Source organism: Mesorhizobium sp. WSM4822, assembly GCF_055811155.1.
Genome location: NZ_JBVVQM010000005.1, coordinates 317,912 through 337,768, shown reverse-complemented (window position 1 = coordinate 337,768; position 19,857 = coordinate 317,912). Strand labels below are relative to the sequence as shown.

19 protein-coding genes are annotated in these 19,857 nt (G+C 63.3%); 17 read left to right on the top strand and 2 right to left on the bottom strand.

The genetic code is table 11. From position 1 onward, the window contains the following. The first annotated feature begins 74 nt into the window (after positions 1-74). The 14 genes from AC0L3E_RS14655 to purU all read left to right on the top strand — a co-directional run bounded on the left by AC0L3E_RS14655 (position 75) and on the right by purU (position 13,363). Positions 75-935 (top strand): carbohydrate ABC transporter permease, encoded by an 861-nt coding sequence (locus tag AC0L3E_RS14655; RefSeq protein WP_127269508.1) that lies wholly within the window; start codon positions 75-77, stop codon positions 933-935. Next, positions 932-1,891: a carbohydrate ABC transporter permease gene (locus AC0L3E_RS14650; protein WP_256746908.1), complete on the top strand. Its 960-nt coding sequence runs from the start codon at positions 932-934 to the stop codon at positions 1,889-1,891. The genes AC0L3E_RS14655 and AC0L3E_RS14650 overlap by 4 nt, the downstream gene beginning before the upstream one ends. Then, entirely contained in the window at positions 1,888-2,979 is a 1,092-nt protein-coding gene (locus AC0L3E_RS14645; RefSeq protein WP_473605027.1) for an ABC transporter ATP-binding protein, read from the top strand. The genes AC0L3E_RS14650 and AC0L3E_RS14645 overlap by 4 nt, the downstream gene beginning before the upstream one ends. A 1-nt stretch (position 2,980) precedes the next feature. Beyond that, a complete protein-coding gene (locus AC0L3E_RS14640; protein WP_473605026.1) occupies positions 2,981-4,042 on the top strand; it encodes an ABC transporter ATP-binding protein in 1,062 nt (353 codons plus the stop codon). A 35-nt stretch (positions 4,043-4,077) separates the two neighbouring features. Continuing rightward, positions 4,078-5,163 carry a Gfo/Idh/MocA family protein gene (locus tag AC0L3E_RS14635; RefSeq protein WP_473605025.1) on the top strand — a complete coding sequence of 362 codons (1,086 nt, stop codon included), beginning with the start codon at positions 4,078-4,080 and terminating at the stop codon, positions 5,161-5,163. Positions 5,164-5,218: 55 nt separating this feature from the next. Then, positions 5,219-6,133: a sugar phosphate isomerase/epimerase family protein gene (locus AC0L3E_RS14630; RefSeq protein ID WP_127317901.1), complete on the top strand. Its 915-nt coding sequence runs from the start codon at positions 5,219-5,221 to the stop codon at positions 6,131-6,133. A 67-nt stretch (positions 6,134-6,200) separates the two neighbouring features. Next, the gene (locus AC0L3E_RS14625; RefSeq protein ID WP_127267574.1) at positions 6,201-7,145 is read left to right on the top strand and encodes a sugar ABC transporter substrate-binding protein; all 945 of its coding nucleotides are present in this window, start codon (positions 6,201-6,203) and stop codon (positions 7,143-7,145) included. Between the two features lie 61 nt (positions 7,146-7,206). After that, on the top strand, positions 7,207-8,208 hold the full coding sequence (locus tag AC0L3E_RS14620; protein ID WP_127267579.1) for an ABC transporter permease: 1,002 nt from the start codon (positions 7,207-7,209) through the stop codon (positions 8,206-8,208). Beyond that, positions 8,205-8,987, top strand: a complete 783-nt coding sequence (locus AC0L3E_RS14615; protein ID WP_164761550.1) for an ATP-binding cassette domain-containing protein — start codon at positions 8,205-8,207, stop codon at positions 8,985-8,987. Before AC0L3E_RS14620 ends, AC0L3E_RS14615 begins: the two co-directional genes overlap by 4 nt. Positions 8,988-9,003: 16 nt before the next feature. Next, complete coding sequence (locus AC0L3E_RS14610) at positions 9,004-10,185, top strand: aldose 1-epimerase family protein (RefSeq protein WP_128310029.1); 1,182 nt, start codon at positions 9,004-9,006, stop codon at positions 10,183-10,185. A gap of 49 nt (positions 10,186-10,234) precedes the next feature. After that, positions 10,235-11,317, top strand: a complete 1,083-nt coding sequence (locus tag AC0L3E_RS14605; protein ID WP_473605097.1) for a fatty acid desaturase family protein — start codon at positions 10,235-10,237, stop codon at positions 11,315-11,317. A gap of 18 nt (positions 11,318-11,335) precedes the next feature. Beyond that, positions 11,336-11,650 (top strand): MocE family 2Fe-2S type ferredoxin, encoded by a 315-nt coding sequence (locus AC0L3E_RS14600; protein WP_013530832.1) that lies wholly within the window; start codon positions 11,336-11,338, stop codon positions 11,648-11,650. A 34-nt stretch (positions 11,651-11,684) separates the two neighbouring features. Beyond that, on the top strand, positions 11,685-12,485 hold the full coding sequence (locus AC0L3E_RS14595; RefSeq protein WP_128309565.1) for a 3-methyl-2-oxobutanoate hydroxymethyltransferase: 801 nt from the start codon (positions 11,685-11,687) through the stop codon (positions 12,483-12,485). Further along, positions 12,482-13,363 carry a formyltetrahydrofolate deformylase gene (gene purU, locus AC0L3E_RS14590; protein ID WP_128309564.1) on the top strand — a complete coding sequence of 294 codons (882 nt, stop codon included), beginning with the start codon at positions 12,482-12,484 and terminating at the stop codon, positions 13,361-13,363. Before AC0L3E_RS14595 ends, purU begins: the two co-directional genes overlap by 4 nt. Positions 13,364-13,372: 9 nt before the next feature. On the opposite strand, the gene AC0L3E_RS14585 is transcribed toward purU, so the two are convergent. After that, positions 13,373-14,854: an HAL/PAL/TAL family ammonia-lyase gene (locus AC0L3E_RS14585; RefSeq protein WP_473605024.1), complete on the bottom strand. Its 1,482-nt coding sequence runs from the start codon at positions 14,852-14,854 to the stop codon at positions 13,373-13,375. Beyond that, positions 14,851-15,852 (bottom strand): ornithine cyclodeaminase family protein, encoded by a 1,002-nt coding sequence (locus AC0L3E_RS14580; protein WP_473605023.1) that lies wholly within the window; start codon positions 15,850-15,852, stop codon positions 14,851-14,853. The genes AC0L3E_RS14585 and AC0L3E_RS14580 overlap by 4 nt, the downstream gene beginning before the upstream one ends. A gap of 121 nt (positions 15,853-15,973) precedes the next feature. On the opposite strand from AC0L3E_RS14580, the gene AC0L3E_RS14575 reads away from it, so the two are divergent. From AC0L3E_RS14575 to AC0L3E_RS14565, 3 genes are all read left to right on the top strand, one after another. Then, positions 15,974-17,407, top strand: a complete 1,434-nt coding sequence (locus tag AC0L3E_RS14575; protein ID WP_473605022.1) for a DHA2 family efflux MFS transporter permease subunit — start codon at positions 15,974-15,976, stop codon at positions 17,405-17,407. Between the two features lie 269 nt (positions 17,408-17,676). After that, positions 17,677-18,663, top strand: a complete 987-nt coding sequence (locus AC0L3E_RS14570; RefSeq protein ID WP_236382988.1) for an ABC transporter permease — start codon at positions 17,677-17,679, stop codon at positions 18,661-18,663. A 124-nt stretch (positions 18,664-18,787) separates the two neighbouring features. Continuing rightward, positions 18,788-19,813, top strand: coding sequence for a sugar ABC transporter substrate-binding protein (locus AC0L3E_RS14565; protein ID WP_473605021.1), 1,026 nt, complete (start codon positions 18,788-18,790; stop codon positions 19,811-19,813). Positions 19,814-19,857 lie beyond the last annotated feature (44 nt).

Genomic DNA, 19,857 nt, shown 5'->3' with positions numbered 1-19,857 from the left:
CCCTGGATCATATCGAAGGAGGGGAGGAGCTTGCTTCTCCCCTCCGCCCACAACGCCACCAGCAAAGCCGCCAGATGAAGCGTTCCGTTCCTTTCCTGATATTCCGCTATGCGGCGATCTTCGCGGCCATGGCGGTGACGCTGGTGCCGATCCTGTGGATGGTATCGATGGCGTTCAAGCCGATCGCCGAATGGTCGGCGACCGGCGCCGAACTGACCTGGTGGCCGAAGAACCCGACGCTCAGCAATTTCCGTTTCGTCTTCGGCGAGTCGACCAACAATTTGATCGTCGCGCTCGACCGTAACGCGCTGAAGCCGATCCTCGCATCGCTGCTGTCGGCGGTTTTCGGCACGGTGATCGCCATGTCGGCGGGCACTGCCGCGGCTTATGGGCTGTCGCGTTTCGGCTCCGGCCAGAACCTGCCGCTGGCGCTGATCCAGCTCAGGATCTTTCCGCCGATGGCGGTCATGATCCCGGTGATGATCATGTGGGCTTTCCTCAACTTCACCGACAGCTGGTGGGGCCTGGCGCTGATCTACGGCATCGTCACCTTGCCGTTCGCCTTCTGGCTGATGAAGACCTTCTTCGACGACATGCCGCGCGAGATCGAGGAGGCAGCGCTTGTCGAAGGCTGTTCGCGGCTGCGCGTCTTCACCCGCATCACGCTGCCGATGATGCGCGCGCCGCTGGCCAGTGCCGCGCTCTTCGTCTTCATCCTCAACTGGTCGGACTATCTGATCGCGCTGCTTCTGACGACGCGCGAATGGGTGACCATCCCGGTCTACATGGCCTCGCTATCCTCCTCGATGACCGGGCAGCTCTATGGCGCCAAGGCGGCGCTTGGCCTGATCGCGGCCGTGCCGCCGGTGATCATGGGCATCGCCATTCAGCGCCATCTTGTGCGCGGGTTGACGTTCGGGGCGCTCAAGCAATGAGCGCGGTGACTGCCATGACGTCCAAGGATGAGATGAAAGCCGTCGGAGCAAAGCCGGTTTCGCGCGATGAGGGCGCAAGGCTGGGTTTCCGGCTGACATTGCCTGCGCAGATCCTGGTGCTGTTCATCTCGGCCTTCCCGCTGTTGATGCAGCTCTACATCAGCGTCACCGACTGGTCGCCGCTGTCGGGCACCGGCTGGTGGAACGCCTGGTCGATGTGGAACAGCTTTGCCAACTACACCGATCTCGCCGCCGACGCGCGCTTCTGGAGCGCGCTGAAGCGTACGGTCATTGTCATGATCGTCTGCGTGCCGGCGGAATTCCTGCTTGGGCTGGCGCTGGCGACGCTGTTTGCCGACGATTTCCCGGGCAAGCGCGCCTTCTATTCGATCCTGCTGATGCCGATGATGGTGGTGCCGGCGGTGGCCGGCTACATGTTCTTCATGCTGTTCCAGTCGGGAGGGCCGGTGAACGACATCTTGTCGGCGCTCACCGGATCTCCCGTCACCATCGCCTGGCTGTCGGATCCGACTCTGGCGCTGATCGCGGTGATGGTCGCCGACATCTGGCAGTGGACGCCGCTGATGTTCCTCATCCTGCTTGCCGGTCTGGTCGGCGTGCCGGAGGATCAGATCAAGGCGGCGACGCTGCTCGGCGCCAATCCCTGGCAGCGCTTCGTCACCATCGTGCTGCCGAAGATGAAGACGATCATCATCATCGCGCTGGCGATCCGGGTGATCGAGAACTTCAAGATCTTCGACACGCTCTACATCATGACCGGCGGCGGTCCAGGCGTCGCCACCGAAACCATCTCGGTCTACATCTACAAGCTCACCACTCAGGATTTGATCTGGGGCTATGTGGCGGCGATCGCGCTGGCCATTCTGGTCGTGCTGTCGATCGTCGCGGTGTTTGCCATGAAGCGCATGGCGCGGGCACGCGAGGTAACGGCATGAGCGCGATCCACTTGCAGAACCTGGTCAAGAAATTCGGCGACTTTACCGCGCTCAAGACCATGGACCTGGCAATATCAGACGGCGAGTTCATGGCGCTGCTCGGCCCGTCGGGCTGCGGCAAGTCGACGACGATGAACATGATCGCCGGCATGGAAGAGCCGACCGGCGGCAAGATCCTGTTTGGCGAGCGCGACATGGCCGGCGTGCCGATGGGCCGGCGCGGCGTCGGCTTCGTCTTCCAGAACTACGCCATCTTCACGCATATGACGGTGTGCCAGAACCTTGCCTATGGACCAAAAATGCGAGGGGCTGCCAAAGCCGAGATCGATCGCCGTGTCGGCGCTATCGCTGAGATGCTGCAGCTGACGCCGCTGCTCGACCGCAAGGCCGACAGGCTGTCGGTCAACATCTTGCAGCGGGTGGCGATCGGCCGCTCGGCGATCATGGAGCCGGCGATCTTCCTGCTCGACGAGCCGCTGTCCAATGTCGACGCCGCTTTCCGGGCCGTCATGCGCACCGAACTGAAGCAGCTGCAGCGGCAGTTCCGCCAGACCATGGTCTATGTCACCCACGATCAGCTTGAGGCGATGACCATGGCCGACCGCATCGCGGTCATGGATCATGGCGTGCTGCAGCAGGTCGGCACGCCGCTCGAGGTCTACAACGATCCGGCCAATGTCTTCGTCGCCCGCTTTATCGGTGCGCCGGGCATGAATCTGCTCAAGGGCAGGCCAGCGGAGAGCGACCGCGGACTGGTCGTCGATCTCGGACCGCTGGGCGTCACGCCGCCGCTGCCGGGCGAACTCGCGATGGCCATGCGCGGTGCGCGCGGCGAGGTGCTTTACGGATTCCGGCCTGAACAGGCGACGTTGGTTCAGAATGGGCAGGGGCTCGCAATGCCGGTGACCTTTGTCGAACGGATCGGTGCGCGCACCATCGTTCATCTCGGCCAGGGCGAGGCGGCTGTGAAAACGGTGTTCGACAATGATGTCGGACTGGCTATCGGCGACACCGCTGTCATCGCCCCCACTACGTCGTCGGTGCGCGTCTTCGACGCCGCTACCGGCCTTGCGATGAAGGCAGGTTGAGATGGCCGATATCGTCTTCCGCAATGTGACCAAACGCTACGGCAATACACTCGCCGTCGACGACGCCTCGTTCACCGTCGACGACAACGAGTTCTTCTGCTTCTTCGGACCGCCGCTGTCGGGCAAGTCGACGATCCTGCGCCTGGTGCTCGGGCTGGAGACACCTGACACCGGCGAAATCCTGATCGGAGGCAGGCCGGTCAACGCGATGTCGCCGGCCGAGCGCAACGTGGCGATGGTGTTCCAGAACCTGGCGCTGTTTCCGCATATGAGCGCGCTCGAAAATGTCCGCTTTCCCCTTGTCGAACGCCGGGTCGCCGAGACCGAGATCAAGCGGCGGGTCACCGACGTCGCGGCGAAGCTGCATATCGGCCATATCCTGCACAAGCCGCCGGGACAGCTTTCGGGCGGGGAGCGGCAGCGCGTGGCGATCGCGCGGGCTCTGGTGCGCGATCCCAATGCCTATCTGATGGACGATCCGATCTCGGCGCTCGACGCCAGGCTGCGCGAGGAAACGCGCGTCGAGCTGAAGCGCATCCAGCGCGAACTCGGCAAGACGCTGATCTATGTCACGCATGACCAGGAAGAGGCGATGTCGGTCGCCGACCGCATCGCTATCCTGGAGGACGGCCAGATCAGGCAGATCGGTACGCCGGCAGAGATTTACGACCGCCCGGCCAGCACCTATGTGGCAAGGCTGCTTGGCTCGCCGATGATGAACATCCTGAGATCGGCGCGCGGCGAGGGCGGTGTCGAAGCGGCTGAAGGCACGATCCGCATCGAAGACAAGACAGCGCCCGCCGACGCCGTGGAGATCGGGCTGAGGCCGGAAGACATCAAGGTTAGACCGTGGGCGGATGGGGGCCCGGGCCGCCCGGCGCGAGTGTTCGAGGTCGAGCCGCTTGGCGGCTATACCGTGGTGACGCTCGCTGCCGGGCAGGCGCGGCTGAAGGCATTGCTGCGCGGCCAGCCCGACATCCGGCCGGATGCCATGGTGGCGATATCCTGCGAGCCGGCCAGAGTGCATTATTTCGAACAGAGCGGCGGAGCGTTGGCACGATGACGGCCGCCGCAAGGAAAGAGTTTCGGGAGGAAGAGATGGGAAGCAAAGGCTTCGAGCCGGACGTGAAGGTCCGCACGAAGGAATACAAGATCGGCTGCGTCGGCGCAGGCATGATCATGGCCGAGTGCCATCTCGCCGCCTACAAGGAAGCCGGGTTCCCGGTGGTGGCAATCGCCTCGCGCACCAGGGCCAGCGCCGAGAAGGTGGCGACGCGCTGGAGCATCCCCACGGTCCACGACACGCCGGAAAAACTGATCGAGGACGAGAATGTCGAGATCATCGATCTTGCTTTCCCGCCCGACCTGCAGCCGGCGCTGATCCGTCACGCGCTGAAGCAGAAGCACATCAAGGCGATCCTGGCGCAGAAGCCGTTGGCCTTGTCGGTCGAGGAAGCGGTCAAGCTGCGCGACGAGGCGGCAAAAGCCGGCAAGATCCTCTCGGTCAATCAGAACATGCGCTACGACCAGTCGATGCGCGTCTTGAAGCAGATCATCGACAGCGGCGCGCTGGGCGACATCGTCTTCGCGCAGATCGACATGCACGCCATCCCGCATTGGCAGAGCTTCCTCGAGGATTATGACCGGCTGACGCTCGCCAATATGAGCGTGCATCATCTCGACGTGCTGCGCTTTCTGTTCGGCGATCCCGACGAGATCACCACGCTGACACGCAAGGATCCGCGCACGATATTCGACCATTCCGACGGCATCACCGTGTCGACGCTGCGCTTCCCGTCCGGTGTGCTTGCCGTGTCGCTGGAGGATGTCTGGTCCGGTCCGCGTCAGGATGGCTACAAGGACGACCAGCACATCAAATGGCGCGTCGACGGCAGCAAGGGGGTCGCGAAGGGCACCATTGGCTGGCCGACGGGCGCTGCCTCGACGCTGACCTATGCCTCGACCGAGACGACCGGAGGCGAGTGGGTCAGTCCGAGCTGGGACACGATGTGGTTCCCGCATGCCTTTATCGGGGTGATGGAGCAGCTCCAGCACGCGGTGAAGACCGGCACACCGCCGGCGCTGTCGGTCGCCGACAACGTCAAGACCATGGCGCTGGTCGAGGCGGGTTATCGCTCGATCGACGAGGGCCGCACGGTCAAGCTTTCCGAAATCGCTACCTGATCACCGCAACTGAAACACCAGACAACTGAATCGCTTACAGGGAGGAATTCACACTATGATGCAGGCAGGTATTTTCACGGGCTATTTCCCGTACGGCCTCGAAGAGACGGCGAAGAAGATCCGTGGCCACGGTTTCAACACCGTGCAGCTCGACCTTCATTTCAAGGATATCGACCTGTCGGCCGGCCAGATCACCAAGGATAAGGCCAAGAAGGTTCGCGACACGTTCCGTGCCCACGACCTGCCGATCTGCTGCATCTCGGGCTACACCAATGTCATTCATCCCGACCTCGCGCACCGCAAGGCGAATGTCGATCGGCTGAAGGAAATCATCCGCAACGCCCGCCAGCTCGGCAGTCCTTACGTGATCTCGGAGACCGGTACCTACAACACCGAGAGCGAGTGGATGAGCGATCCCAAGAACAAGTCCGAAGAGGGTTTTGAGATGTGCCGCAAGGTGATCTCCGAACTGGCGCAGGAAGCCTATGACCACGGCTCAATGTTCCTGCTCGAAACCTACGTCAACAATGTCGTCGGCTCGGTCGAGGAAACGGTGAGGATGTTCGCGCAGGTCGACCATCCGGGCCTCGGCCTGCTGATGGATCCGACCAACTACTTCGAAAGCCACAACATCGACCAGATGGACAAGGTGCTGAACCAGGTGTTCGACACGCTGGCCGACAAGGTCAAGATCGCGCATGCCAAGGATGTCGCACGAGCCGGCGACGACAAGAGCGAGAAGCATGCGGACATCGGCGATGACGACGCGCTGGCCTCGCACACCTTCCGCGGCGTTGGCGAGATGGTCCTCAACGCGCCGGGCACCGGCTCGCTGAACTACGACCTCTATCTGCAGCGCCTGTCGCAGAAGAACCCGAACATCCCGGTGATCATCGAACACCTTTCGGAAGACGACGTGCCGAGGGCCAAGAAATTTCTCGACGACAAGTTCCGCGCCAACGGTCTCTGACCAGCTGTGCGCCGCCCTTTGCCGGCGGTGCATCCGGCTTGGAAGCAACAACAAGGGAGGAATTGCAGTGTTGAAATTCGGATTGAAACTGGCAGCGGCCGCGACTGTGTTCGCGGGCATCGCATTCGCCTCGCCGGCAATGGCGCAGGATGGCCAGAAGACGTTCTATCTGCTGTCGCATGGCGGTCCGTCGGATGCGTTCTGGCTGGACTGGAATGCCGGCGCGACCAAAGCCTGCGACCAGCTCAAGGTGACCTGCAAGATCTCCTTCAGCGGCGGCGACATGGCGGCGCAGAAGGAGGCCTTCAATTCCGCGCTTGCGGCCAAGCCCGACGGCATCGCCACCACCTCGGCCCAGCCGGGCCTGTGGACCGAGGAAGTGAAGGCTGCCAAGGCGGCCGGGATCCCGATCGTGTTCTTCAACACAGACGATCCGGCGACCGGACGGCAGGCCTATGTCGGCGCCGATCTCAAGGAGGCGGGGGTCATCTGGGCCAAGTATCTTGTCGACCACAAGATGGTGAAGCAGGGCGACAAGGTGTTCCTGCCGGTGGAAGTGCCTGGCGCCAGCTATCAGCAGCTGGAGACCGAAGGCATCGCCAGCGTCTTCGATCCGTTGGGGATCAAATATGATGTGGTCGATTGCGGCACCGACCCGGCCGGCATCATTGCCAAGATGACCGACTATATGGTGGCCAACAATCCGCCGGCGATCATCGCGCTCGGCGATTCCGTCGCGGCCAGCGTCAAGCGGGTGTTCGACGGCGCCGGTGTGCCGGCCGGCAAGATCCCGGTCGTCGGCTGGGGCAATTCGAAGGAAACCGCGGAAGCCGTGAAGTCCGGCTTCGTCAACGCGGCCGCCTGGCAGTTCCCGTCTGCGCAAGGCTTCATGCCGGTGGCGCTGCTCGGGCTCGCCGCGTCGGGCGAACCGATCGGCTACGACATCCATACTTTCAGCCTCTACGACGCCTCGAGCGTCGAACCGATCCTGAAACTCTACGACACGAAGTGAAAACCGGTGCCCGCGGCGCAGGCCGCGGGCACCATTTCAAAGCATGGTTCAAGCAGTCATGATGATCGCCGCAGAAGACGAAATGCCTGTCGGGAAACGTAGATCGAGCCTTATGCGCTCGCCGCAATTCTCCTCGCTCGTCATCCTCATTGTCCTGCTCGCGGTGTTCGCCATCGCCGATGCCAATTTCCTGTCGCCGCTCAACATCTCCAACATGATGGCGTTCCTCCCCGAGCTCGGCATTATCGCGCTCGGCATGACGCTGCTTCTGACGGCGGGCGAATTCGACCTATCGGTTGGTGCCGTGTTCGGGCTGGCGCCGGTCGTCGTCATGCTTCTGGTGCAGAACGGAGGCGTCGATATCGGCATCGCGCTTCTGGCCGGGCTTCTGCTGTGCATCGCCATCGGCGCCATCAACGGGCTGATCGTCACCAAGATCGGCATTTCGTCCTTCCTGGTCACGCTGTCCATGCTGCTCGTGGTGCGCGGGGCGGCGCTCTACATCACGCAGGGCTTTCCGCTGAAATCCTGGGACCAGCCAGGCTTTTTCGTCACGCTGCTGGCCGGCAGCTTCAATGTCGGGTCGTTCCGGTTCTACACCTCGCTGTGGTGGTTCATCGGTCTCTCGCTGCTGGCGATCTACGTGCTGCGCTATGCCAAGCTCGGCAACTGGATCAGCGCCATCGGCTCCAACCGGAACGCGGCGGTGGCGCGCGGCGTGCCGGCGGACGCCGTCAAGGTGTGGCTGTTCATCCTGACTTCGGTCCTTGCGGGACTGGCCGGCATGATCAGCGCCTTCCGCATCTCGGCCGCCTCACCGGTGGCCGGCACCGGCTATGAGCTCGAAGTGATCGCCATGGTGGTGGTCGGCGGCACGGCGCTGACCGGCGGGCGCGGCACGATCCTCGGCACCATCGTGGGCGCGCTGATGCTGCGCGCGATCCGCAACGGCATCGTGCTGATCGGCGTGCCGGGCCTCGCCTACAACATCTTCGTCGGCCTCATCATCCTCGCCATGCTCATCCTGCACGCTTTGCTGCAGAAGAACGCTGCAAGGGGCTGATCATGGAAGTTCTCCGGCTGCAGAATCTGCAAAAATCCTTCGGCAGCGTTCGGGCGCTGAAGAATGCGTCCTTTGCCCTCAAGGAGGGCGAGGTGGTGGCCTTGCTCGGCGACAATGGCGCCGGCAAATCGACGCTGATCAAGGCGATTTCCGGTGTGTTTCCGATCGACCGTGGCGACATCTATGTGCGCGGCGAGAAGGTCTCGATCCGCTCGACGCGCGATGCAATGGACCTCGGCATCGAGACCATCCACCAGGATACGTCTCTGGCGCCGGATCTCAGCATTGCGCGCAATCTTTTCCTTGGGCGCGAACCGGTCAAGCTGAAATGGCTGGGCGTGTTCGCGCCGCTCGATTTCGCCAAATTGCGCGATGCGGCGTCGGCGCTGTTGAAGCGCGTCGGCATCTCGAAAAAACTCGACGCCGATGCGCTGGTCTCGACGCTGTCGGGTGGCGAGCGGCAGTCGATCGCGATTTCTCGCGCCATGCAGTTCGCCGCCAAGGTCATCATCCTCGACGAGCCGACCAACAATCTCGGTGTCGAGGAAACCCATGGCGTGCTGCGCTTCGTCAAGGAGGTGCGCGACGCCGGTCATTCCGTGCTTTTGATCACCCACAACATCCACCACGTGTTCCAGGTCGCCGACCGCATCATCGTCATGCGCCGCGGCGAGATCGTCGCCGAGCAGACGGTTGCCGATACCGATCTCCTGACGGTGGAGAGCATCATCACCGGCGCCGATATGTCGGCCCTGCTGAAAGAGACGAGAGCGAAGTGAAGAAGTTGGCCGTCACATGGTAGAACTCTACGGCAAGACGCTTTCGCGCCGGCAGGTGTCGGAACGTTCGGGCATGCTGTCGCAATTTGCCGGCGTGCGGCTGATGACGCTTGGCGATGGGGTGGAACGCGGCATCCGCATGCTGGAGTTCCGTACCGGCACGGGGCTGCGCTTCACGACGCTGGTCGACCGGGCGCTCGATATCGCCGATTGCGACTTCAAGGGCCAGGCGATCGGCTGGCATTCGCCGAGCGGTTTTCGCCACCCCGGCCTGCACGATTATGAGGGGGAAGGGGGACTCGCCTGGGCGCGCTCGTTTTCAGGCCTGCTTGTCACCTGCGGCCTCGACCACATATTGGGCCGCGAAGAGGTGCCTGCCGATAGCTACAACTACCCGGGCAAGAAGACCGTGATCCATTCGATGCATGGCCGCGTCGGCACCATTCCAGCGCGGCTGACCGGCTATGGCGAGGCCTGGGATGGCGACCGCTGCGTGCTTTGGGCCGAAGGCATCGTTCAGCAATCGGCGGTGTTCGGCGAGGATTTGCATCTGATCCGGCGTATCGAGGCCGATGTCGGCGGCAACGAGATCCGGCTGTCGGACCGCGTCGTCAACCATGGCTTCAATCGCACGCCGCACATGTATTTTTACCACGTCAATGTCAGCCACCCCTTGCTCGACGAGGGTTCGCGCTATCTGGCGCCGATCCGCGACGTCGTCTGGGCTGGCCATGCAGGCGAACGCTACGAGGCGCAGAAGGTCGGCTACCGCACCGTGCCGGCGCCGCGACTGGGCTTCAGCGAGCAGGTCTGGCAGCATGAGATGGCGGCGGACGCCAATGGCGAGGTGCCGGTGGCGGTGGTCAACGATCAGCTCGGGCTCGGCTTCGAAGTGATCACGCGCAAGGATCAGCTGCCTTGCGCCTACCAATGGCAGAATTTCCAGGCAGGGCAGTATGCGCTGGGCATAGAGCCCTCGACACACCATGTCTTGGGCAATCTCGCGGCGCGCGAGCGAGGCGAGATGATCTGGCTGGAGCATGGCGAAAGCCGTTCTTACGACGCGGTGTTCCGAGTGCTCGACGGCGCCGGCGCGATCGCGGCGGCCGAAGCAAAGATCGCGTCGATCGCCAGGCAGCCGCAACAGGATTATCCTGTGCCGTCGGGCAATTTCCCGGGATTGGCGGACAGGGCATGATGCGAAACGAATGCTCCGGCTGGCGGGCCGGAAATCGGAGGTCGATGTGATGGAGAAAAAGCGCGACTACAGCCTGGTCGGGGAAAGCACGCGCATCGCGATCGAGACCGGGCTGGCCTCGGCCGAGTGGTATCACACCGATGTGCCGCGCAAGGCGATGAAAGAGCTGATGCAACGCTCGGACGGGCCGGCGATCCGCGACACGATCATCTGGATCGCTGCCATATTGGGTTCCGCCGCCGGGATCGCCTGGTTCTGGGGGACGTGGTGGGTGGTGCCGTTCCTGCTCGTCTATGGCGTGCTCTATGGCTCGTCCAGCGACTCGCGCTGGCACGAGTGCGGCCACGGCACCGCCTTCCGCACGCGCTGGATGAACGATGCCGTCTACCAGATCGCCAGTTTCATGCTGATGCGCAACCCGGTGACCTGGCGCTGGAGCCATGCCCGCCATCACACCGACACGATCATCGTCGGCCGCGACGCCGAGATCGCGGTGATGCGTCCGCCGGACCTGCTGCGCGCCGCACTCGCCTTCACCGGCATTCTCGATTTCCGCTATTCGCTGCCGTCGCTTGTGCGCAATGCGTTCGGCAGCATCTCGCCCGACGAGAAAAGCTTTATTCCCGAGATGGAGCTTCACAAGGTGGTCAAAGCCGCGCGCTGGCATGTCGCCATCTATGTCGCGACGATCGTGCTGGCGCTCTATTTATGGTCGTTCCTGCCGCTGGTGCTGATCGGCCTGCCGCGCCTCTACGGCAGCTGGCACATGGTGCTGACCGGCCTGCTGCAGCATATCGGCCTGGCCGATAATGTCACCGACCACCGGCTGAACACGCGCACCGTCTACATGAACCCGATCAGCCGCTTCATCTACTGGAACATGAACTATCATGTCGAACATCACATGTTCCCGATGGTGCCGTATCACGCGCTGCCGAGGCTGCATGAATTAATCAAGCACGATCTGCCCGAGCCGAACCCTTCGATGTGGCATGCCTATCGCGAGGTCTGGCCGGTGCTCATCAAGCAGCTTCAGTACGAGGACTATTTTCTCAAGCGTGAATTGCCGCCGACGGCCAAGCCATACCGGGACGAGTTCCATGCGCTGACCGTTCCGGCGGCGGCGGAATAGAGTTGCAGGAGACGAGAGATGGCCGACTGGGTTGAAGCGTGCGGCGTCGACGATGTCGAGGAAGAGGATGTCATCCGCTTCGATCATGGCGGCCGGACCTTCGCCATCTATCGCAGTCCCGATGACGAGTACTTCGCAACCGACGGATACTGCACGCATGAGAAGGCGCATCTGGCCGATGGGCTGGTGATGGACGACATCATCGAATGTCCCAAGCACAATGGCCGCTTCAACTACAAGACGGGCGTGGCTCGAGGCGCACCGGTATGCGTCAATCTCGCCACCTATCCAGTGAAGGTCGAGGCTGGCAAAGTGATGATCCAGATCGGCTGACCTGCCGCCGAATGCAACTGAGGGAACCCTTTTGATGAGCCGAAAAAGACCGACGGTGGCGGATTTGCGCGCCATGAAAGGCAAGCGCCAGCTGACCATGCTGCGCGTGCTGACGATGGACGAGGCAGAGGCCGCGGAGCGCGCAGGGGTCGACATCGTCTCGGTGCCGCCCGAACTGGTGCTCAACCCGCAATACCGGGACGCCGCACCCAGCCTGTTCACCATGCCAGGCGACAATTTCTACGAGATCGGCACGGCGGACGATTTCGTGCGCTGGGCTTTCCGGCTCTACAAGGCCGGCGCCGACGCGGTCTATTGCAGCGCCGGCTACGCCACGGTCAAGCGGATGGCCGATGACAATATCCCGGTGATCGGCCATGTCGGGCTGATCCCGTCACGGGCCACCTGGACCGGCGGCTTCAAGGCGGTCGGCAAGACCGCCGACACCGCCATGGAGGTCTTCGCGGCGGTGAAACAACTGGAGGCCGCAGGCGCCATCGGCGCCGAGATCGAGGTCGTGCCGGTCGAGGTGGCCAAGGCGATCTCGGAACGCACATCCTTGATCATGCTGTCGATGGGGGCGGGCACCGGTTGCGATGCGCAATATCTGTTCGCCGACGACATTCTCGGCCAGACCCGGGGCCACATGCCTCGCCATTCCAAGGTCTATCGCAATTTCGCCGCCGAATATGATCGTTTGCAGGCCGAGCGCATCGCCGCGTTCTCGGAGTATGTTGCCGATGTCAACAGTCTCGCCTATCCCGAAGACAAGCATGTGGTGCATATGGATCCGGCTGAGCTCAGCCTGTTCACGAAAAGGGTCGACAGGGCGTGAAATCTCAAGGCAATGAGGCGACGGACGAGGCCGCGCCGGTTCATATTCTCACGCTTTCCTGCGAGGATCGGCCGGGAATCGTTGCCGCCGTCACGGCGGAGCTTGCCGCGAACGGCGCCAACATCGCCGAAAGCAGCCAGTTCTGGGACCGGCAGACCAATCGCTTTTTCATGCGGATAGCCTTCATCAGCCCGCCAGGCTCGACCAGGGACAGCCTGGAGCGGGCCTTGAAATCAAGCGTCGACCGCTTCGGCATGAAGACCGCGCTCGTCGATCAGGCGCGCCGCCCGAAGATCATCGTCATGGTCTCCAAGTTCGACCACGCGCTTCTCCATCTGCTGTACCAGATCAGGGTCGGCTGGCTGAACGCGGAGGTTGCCGCCGTCGTCTCCAACCACGAGGATGCCCGCCGCTTCGCCGAGCTGGAGGGCATTCCCTATCACCATTGGCCGACCACCAAGGAGAACAAGGCCGAACAGGAACAGAAGCTGCTGGACCTGGTGCAGCGGACGGGGGCCGAACTGGTCATCCTGGCGCGCTACATGCAGGTCTTTTCAAAAGGCCTGTCGGACCGGCTGTTCGGACGGGCGATCAACATCCACCATTCGTTCCTGCCGAGCTTCAAGGGCGCTAAGCCGTATCACCAGGCCTTCGACCGCGGCGTCAAGCTGATCGGTGCGACGGCGCATTACGTCACCTCCGACCTCGACGAGGGTCCGATCATCGATCAGGAGACCGAACGCGTCACCCATGCGATGAGCGCCGAGGACTTCGTCGCTGTCGGGCGCGACATCGAAAGCCGGGTGCTGGCGCGCGCCGTCAAGTTGCATCTCGAAGCCCGCGTCATGCTCAACGGCCACAAGACCATCGTCTTCTGAGAAGCCACGTCAGGCCGGCCAACTGCCGCCTGCGAGCGCGGCGTAAAGCGTCTCGGCGTCGATACCGAGCGGCCGGTCCTCTTTCAGCATGGGGACGAGCGAGCGTATCGCCGTGTGAATTGCGGCGGTGCGTGGCGCCAATGTGAAGCCGTCGCGCAGGTCGACGGCCTGTGCGGCGGCCATCAATTCGAAGGCGATCAGGCGGCGCCACAGCGCAATCATCCCGGCGCATTTTGCCACCGCCAGAGGCGTCTGCGTGGCGTGATCCTCGACTCCTTCCGACACGGCCAGGAAGTCGAGCATCACCGGATTGGCCTTGTGGCGGATGGCGGCCAGGATCGAGGTCACCGTCTTCTGCAGCGGTACGAGGCCGGCCGAGGCGCCGCCGACCGGCGACAGATATTTCGGCAGGCCATTGCGGCCCGAACCGGTGAGCTGGATGAAGCGGGCTGCACTGGCCGCGGCACATTGGGCGATCGCCAGGCCGAGCGTCTCGAAGGCGAGCGCCAGCGAGGCTGTGTGGAAATTGCCGGTCGACAGCACCAGCTCATCATCGCCCAGCACCAGCGGGTTGTCGGCGGCGGCGTTGAGTTCGATCTCGACAGCCTGTCTCGCCTGACCGATCGCCTCGATCAGCGCGCCATGGATCGACGGCATGCAGCGGATCGACAGCGGGTCCTGCAAGGTGGTCGGCGCCGGCGCGTCGTCTCGGGCGAGCAGATCGTGCAGCACCTTGGCTGCTTGCTGCTGGCCTGCCGCCGGACGCGCCATATGCAGGCGCGGGTCGAGGATGGTGCGGTTGGCAGCAAAACCTTCCATGGTCAGCGCCCCGGCCTGCTGTTGCCGGGCAAGGGCGGTCAGCGCATCCGTCACCGCAAGCGCGCCGCTGCCGGCGGATACCGCCGAGGCGTTGATCAGCGACAGGCCGTCCTTCGGCGCCAGGCTGATGGGGGCGAGGCGCGCGATCATCAGCGCCTTGGCCGCCGGCATGAGACGGCCCTGATAGTCGGCTTCGCCATCGCCAGTGAGCATGCGGGCGAGTGCCGTCATCAACACCAGGTCGCCGGCGCCGATCGAGCCGAGCGACGGCATGACGGGATGGACGCCGGCATTGAGCGCGTCGACCAAAGCGACGAAGACGGAAGGCGACAGGCCGGAGCCGCCGACCGAGAGCATCGCGGCGCGGGCGGCCATGGTTGCCCGCACGGCTTCGACCGGCAGCACCTCGCCGACGGCGCCGCTGCGTCCTTCAAGCAACTGGCGCTGGAAGGCGCCCGCGTCGCCTTCGACAGCAGTGCCGAGATTGGCGCCGAGCCCGGTGTTGAGGCCATAGATTTGCTGGCCGGACGCGGCGGCCTGGTCGAGCACTTTTCGTGCCTTCTCCAGCCTGCCGATGACATCGGGTCCAACCTCCACCTTGCGCCCATCGCGGGCGACCGCAGCGACATCGTCAATACCGACGCCGGTTCCGGTGAGGACGAGCGCGCTCATGCGAAGCGCAGCCGCTGGCCGATGCCTTGCACTTGGGCCTTGGCCAGCATCGCCTTGCCCAGCGCAATGTCGGACAGCGACAGGCCGCGATGCCAGAACAGGATCGTTTCGGCGTCGCTTTCGCGCCCGGCTTTCAGACCGGCGGCAATCTGGCCGAGCTCGGCATGCAGCGTCTTCTCGCTCAGCCGCCCGGTCTCGACATGGGCGCGCAGCGAGCCGAACTTGCCGCCCTTGCACTGGCCCCAATCGTCGACGACCATTTTCTGCATGATATCGGTCAATGACAGTTCCACCGCGCTCATCGTGCCATAGGGCACGACCAGCGCGCCGGGCTTGATCCATTCGGTCTTCAGCAATGGCTGCGGCTCCGGCAACCGCGAGGCCTCGACGACAATGTCGGCGCCCTCGATGCAGCTTTTCCAGTCGGCCACCGCCGTCACCGTCTTGCCGAGATCGGCGGACAGTCTGGCGGCAAAACCGTCGCGGCTTTCCGGGCGGCGCGAATGGACGCGGATCTCGTCGAAATCGAAGAGATGGTCGAGCAGGCGGACATTCCAGTAGGCGGTGCCGCGCGCGCCGATATGGGCCAGCAATTTGGAATTCTTTCGCGCCAGATGCCTGGCGCCGATGGCGGTGACGGCGCCTGTGCGCATGTCGGTGATGACGGTGGCGTCGAGGATGGCGCGCGGCGCGCCGGTGCGCGGGTCGAACAGGTTGAGGATGCCGAATTCGGAAGGCAGGCCATGCAGGTAATTGTCGACATAGTCGCCGACGATCTTGACGCCGGCCGTGTCGAGCGGCGCGACGTAGCCGCGCAAGACGTTGAAATGGCCGTGGAAGGACGGGTCCGGCTCGAGATGGACGCGTGGTTCGATCACCGTCTGGCCCTTGCCTTGCGCAACCAGGCCAGCCTCGACGGCGGCAATGATTTCGCCATCGGTCATGGCAAGGGCGTCGATGTCGAGGGCATTGAGGTAGTCGATGTAGATGGGCTTCATGTTACGCGGACACTTTCCTCGGCCACCCCGTTCATCCCATAGCAGGCCAAGGCGGGACACGAAAGTTTGTTGCGAGGTCTCTGGACGCCGCAGGTGAGATGCTGTTCAAACCGGTTCCGTCATGACAGCCGTTCCCGAGACCGCAACCTTACCCGAAACGGCCACCAATGCGCGGCGCGTGGCGCTGATCGTCGCCATCGCTTTCTTCATGCAGTTTCTGGATTCGACGATCATCTCGACCTCGCTGCCGCAGATGGGGGCTTCCTTCGGCGTGTCAGCGGTAGCGATCAGCATCGGCATCACCGTCTACATGCTGACCATGGCCGTATTCGTGCCGCTGTCGGGCTGGCTCGCCGACCGGTTCGGCGCACGCAACATCTTCCTGCTGGCGATCGTCCTGTTCACCCTGGCCTCGCTTGCCTGCGGCGTCTCGCAAAACCTGACCCAGTTCGTCGCCGCACGTGTCGTGCAAGGGCTCGGCAGCGCGCTGATGACGCCGGTCGGGCGCATCCTGGTACTGCGTAATGCGTCGAAGTCGGAGCTGCTGAACGCCACGGCACTGATCACCTGGCCGGCGCTGTTTGCGCCGGTGATCGGGCCGGTGCTCGGCGGCTTCATCACCACCTATCTGTCCTGGCACTGGAATTTCTTCATCAACATCCCGCTTGGCGTGGTCGGGTTGGTGCTGGTCGCCCGCTTCATTCCGGGCGATCGCGAAGCCGACCCCAAGCCGCTCGACTGGCCGGGTTTTTTCCTGACATCGGCGGGGCTTGCCCTGCTTCTCTATGGCCTTGAACGCATTGCTCATCCGGAGGACGGCGTGTTGCCTACAGCGTTGCTGATCGTTGCCGGCATCGTCATCGGCTGGCTGGCGGTGCGGCATCTCAGGCGCGCGCCGCATCCGCTGCTCGATCTCTCCTCGTTCAAGGTGCTGACCTTCGCCATCTCGACGCTTGCCGCCGGCACCATTTTCCGGGTGGCGATCAACGCCACGCCGTTCCTGTTGCCGCTGCTGTTCCAGGTCGGCTTTGGCCTCTCGTCCGTCGATGCCGGCTTGATGATCCTGGCCTATTTCCTCGGCAATCTCGGCATGAAGACGGTGACGACACCAACGCTGCGCCGTTTCGGCTTCCGGTCGGTGCTGGTCGTCAACGGCCTGATCGCTTCGGCGGCGATCATGGCATGTGCTGCGATCTCACCGCAGACGCCGCAAGCGCTGGTGGTGGCGTTGATGCTGATCGCCGGCCTGTCGCGCTCGATGCAGTTCACCGCGCTCAACACACTGGCCTTCGCCGACATCGATGCGGCGCAACGAAGCTCGGCGGCGACGCTGTCCTCGATGCTGCAGCAGGTGGCGATGCTGTTCGGCGTCGCGGTGGCGGCGGCGATCCTCAATTTGTCGCAGATCGCCAGGGACCGGCCGGCCCTCGATCTTGTGGATTTTCGAGTAGCCTTCCTGGCGATCGGCGCCATCGGGCTGGTGGCGGCGTTGCGTTTTCTCGTGCTGCCGCCAGGTGCGGGCGCGGAGGTTTCCGGCCACTCGCCGGGAAATTGAGATCGATTTTTCCGCCTAATGCGGAGATAAATTCCGTCTGTCCTTTCGCCTTGGTGCAGCCTTTTCGCGAGTGGCGGCTATGGCGCAAGCAATTGCCAAAAGTGCAGAGTTTTCCGAGCATTGCGCCAGCTTCGGCAATCGATGCGTCCATTTGGCAAATATCGTTGCCGGCCGGGGTTCCGAGCGCGGATTCATTTGACGAACCGGCGTTGGGCCGATTAGCGTTCTTTCCCAGGGATGGCAGCGCTGCCATCGGGGCAAACGCAGACATGAACACGATCGGCTGGCCGAATTTCAGGAGCCTGAATCAGGAAGGCATTGTCTTTGCCATAGCGGTGGTGCTGTTCGTTGCAGCGGCCATAGGCCTGCCAGGTTTCATCGACCCCAACAATCTCGTCGCCATCGTCCGCTCGGTGTCGGTGCTGGGCATCCTTGCGCTCGGCATGGCCGTCGTCATCATCGGACGCGGCATCGACCTCTCCGCCGTGGCGATCATGGCGATGTCTGTCGCCTGGTATCTGCAACTTCTGAATTCGGGAACGCCGGACGGGCTGGCCTTCGCCTATGTGCTGGCCGGTGTGCTGGCCATCGGCCTGCTCAACGGCTTTCTCGTCGCCTATGCCGATGTGCCCGCGATCTTCGTGACGCTGGCGACAGGCTCCTTCGTCTTCGGCTATGTGCGCTCGCAGCTGATCACGCAGGATGCGGTGCCGGTGCCGCAGGGCCACTGGGTCGAGCTGCTCGGCGGCCTGCGCTTCCTCGATATTCCGGTCGAGGTGTTCGTCTTTGCCGGCCTCGCCTTCCTCTTCTTCCTGTTCCTGCGCTACACCAAATGGGGCCGCTACATCTACTTCGCCGGCGACAATCCGGTTGCAGCCCGCAACATCGGCATTCCGGTGCGGCCGATGCTGGTGCTGCGCTATGTGCTTTCCGCTTTCGTCGCACTGGTCGCCGGCCTGCTGACGGCGGCGAGCCTGCATTCGATCAACACCCGCGTCGTCAATTCGACGCTGCTCTACGACATCGTGCTGGTCGCCGTGATCGGCGGCATCGGCCTTTCGGGCGGGCGGGGCGGGGTGCGCAACGTGCTGGTGGGGGCGGCACTGATCGGCATCCTGCTCAACGCCATGACCATCATCGACATCCCGCTGCTCTACCAGAACCTGATCAAGGCCGCGATCCTGCTCGGCGCCATCATCGTCGACGGCATCATCAACCCACGTGACGAACAGACCGCCCAGCAGGGCGACATCTAGAGCATGATCCCGAAAAGTGGAAACCGGTTTTCGGAAAAGATCATGCTCAAACAAGAGAGTACCTGAACTGCGGCGGACGGTTGGGGCCGGCCGCTGATAACAAAACCAAACCAGAGGATGTGACATGAAACTGATCAGAACACTCATGGCAGCGGCCACGGCGCTTGCCGTTACCCCCTTCGTGGCGCCAACCTTTGCCGCCGACGATCCTGGCCCGGCGGCTTACGCACAGGCGCTCAAGGGCAAGCGCGTCATGCTGGTGCCGATGGCGATGGGTTTCGACCTGGCACAGGGCTGGACGCATTTCCTGAAGAAGGAAGTCGAAGCCTGGGGCGGCACCTTCGAGACACGCGATCCGAACTGGGTCGTCGACGCCGGCGCGCAAGCGATCACCGACGCGATCTCGTCGGACACCAGGCCGGATGTGCTGATCATCCATTCGCCGGACCTCAATTCCTATGCCAAGCTGATGAAGAAGGCGCAAGCCGCCGGCACCTATGTGATTTTGGTCGACAATCCGGCCAATTTCCCGGCCGACGCCTTTGTCGGCAGCGACTGGGACCGGCTCGGCCAGCTCGAGGCCGAAGCGGCGATCAAGGGCTGCGGCCCGAACTCCTCCAAGAAGCTCGGTTTGGTGCAAGGCGACCAGGCCAATTCGTCGAGCCTCTACCAATATGCCGGCATCATGAAGGTGCTGGACAAGAACCCCGACTTCAAGGTGGTGGCCAAGCCGGATTCCAACTGGGACGCGACCACCTCGCGCAACGTGACGACGACGATGCTGCAGCAGAATCCCGACATCTGCGCCATCATCGATTTCTGGGACGGCGATGCCACCGGCGCGGCTGCCGCGATCCGCGACGCCAAGCTCGACGGCAAGGTGTTCCTGGTCACCACGGGCGGTGGCGAGAAGGCGGCCGATTGCGACAAGCTGCAGGACGGCACCTATGGCGCTGTGGTGATGACCGATCTTGCCCGCCAGTCGGGCGACATGAACGCCATCATCAAGTTCCTGCTGCAGAGCGGCCAGCCGGCCGGCACCTCGCACACCTACATCTACACGCTGGAGAAGGCGACGACCAAGGCTGACCTGAAGCCCGATAGCTGCTGGGACTTGAAGGCCCTGCAGGCCGAAGCGGCGGCGAAGTAAGCCAAGCCTCTTCAATCGATATCGATGAGGTGGTCGGATTGCCT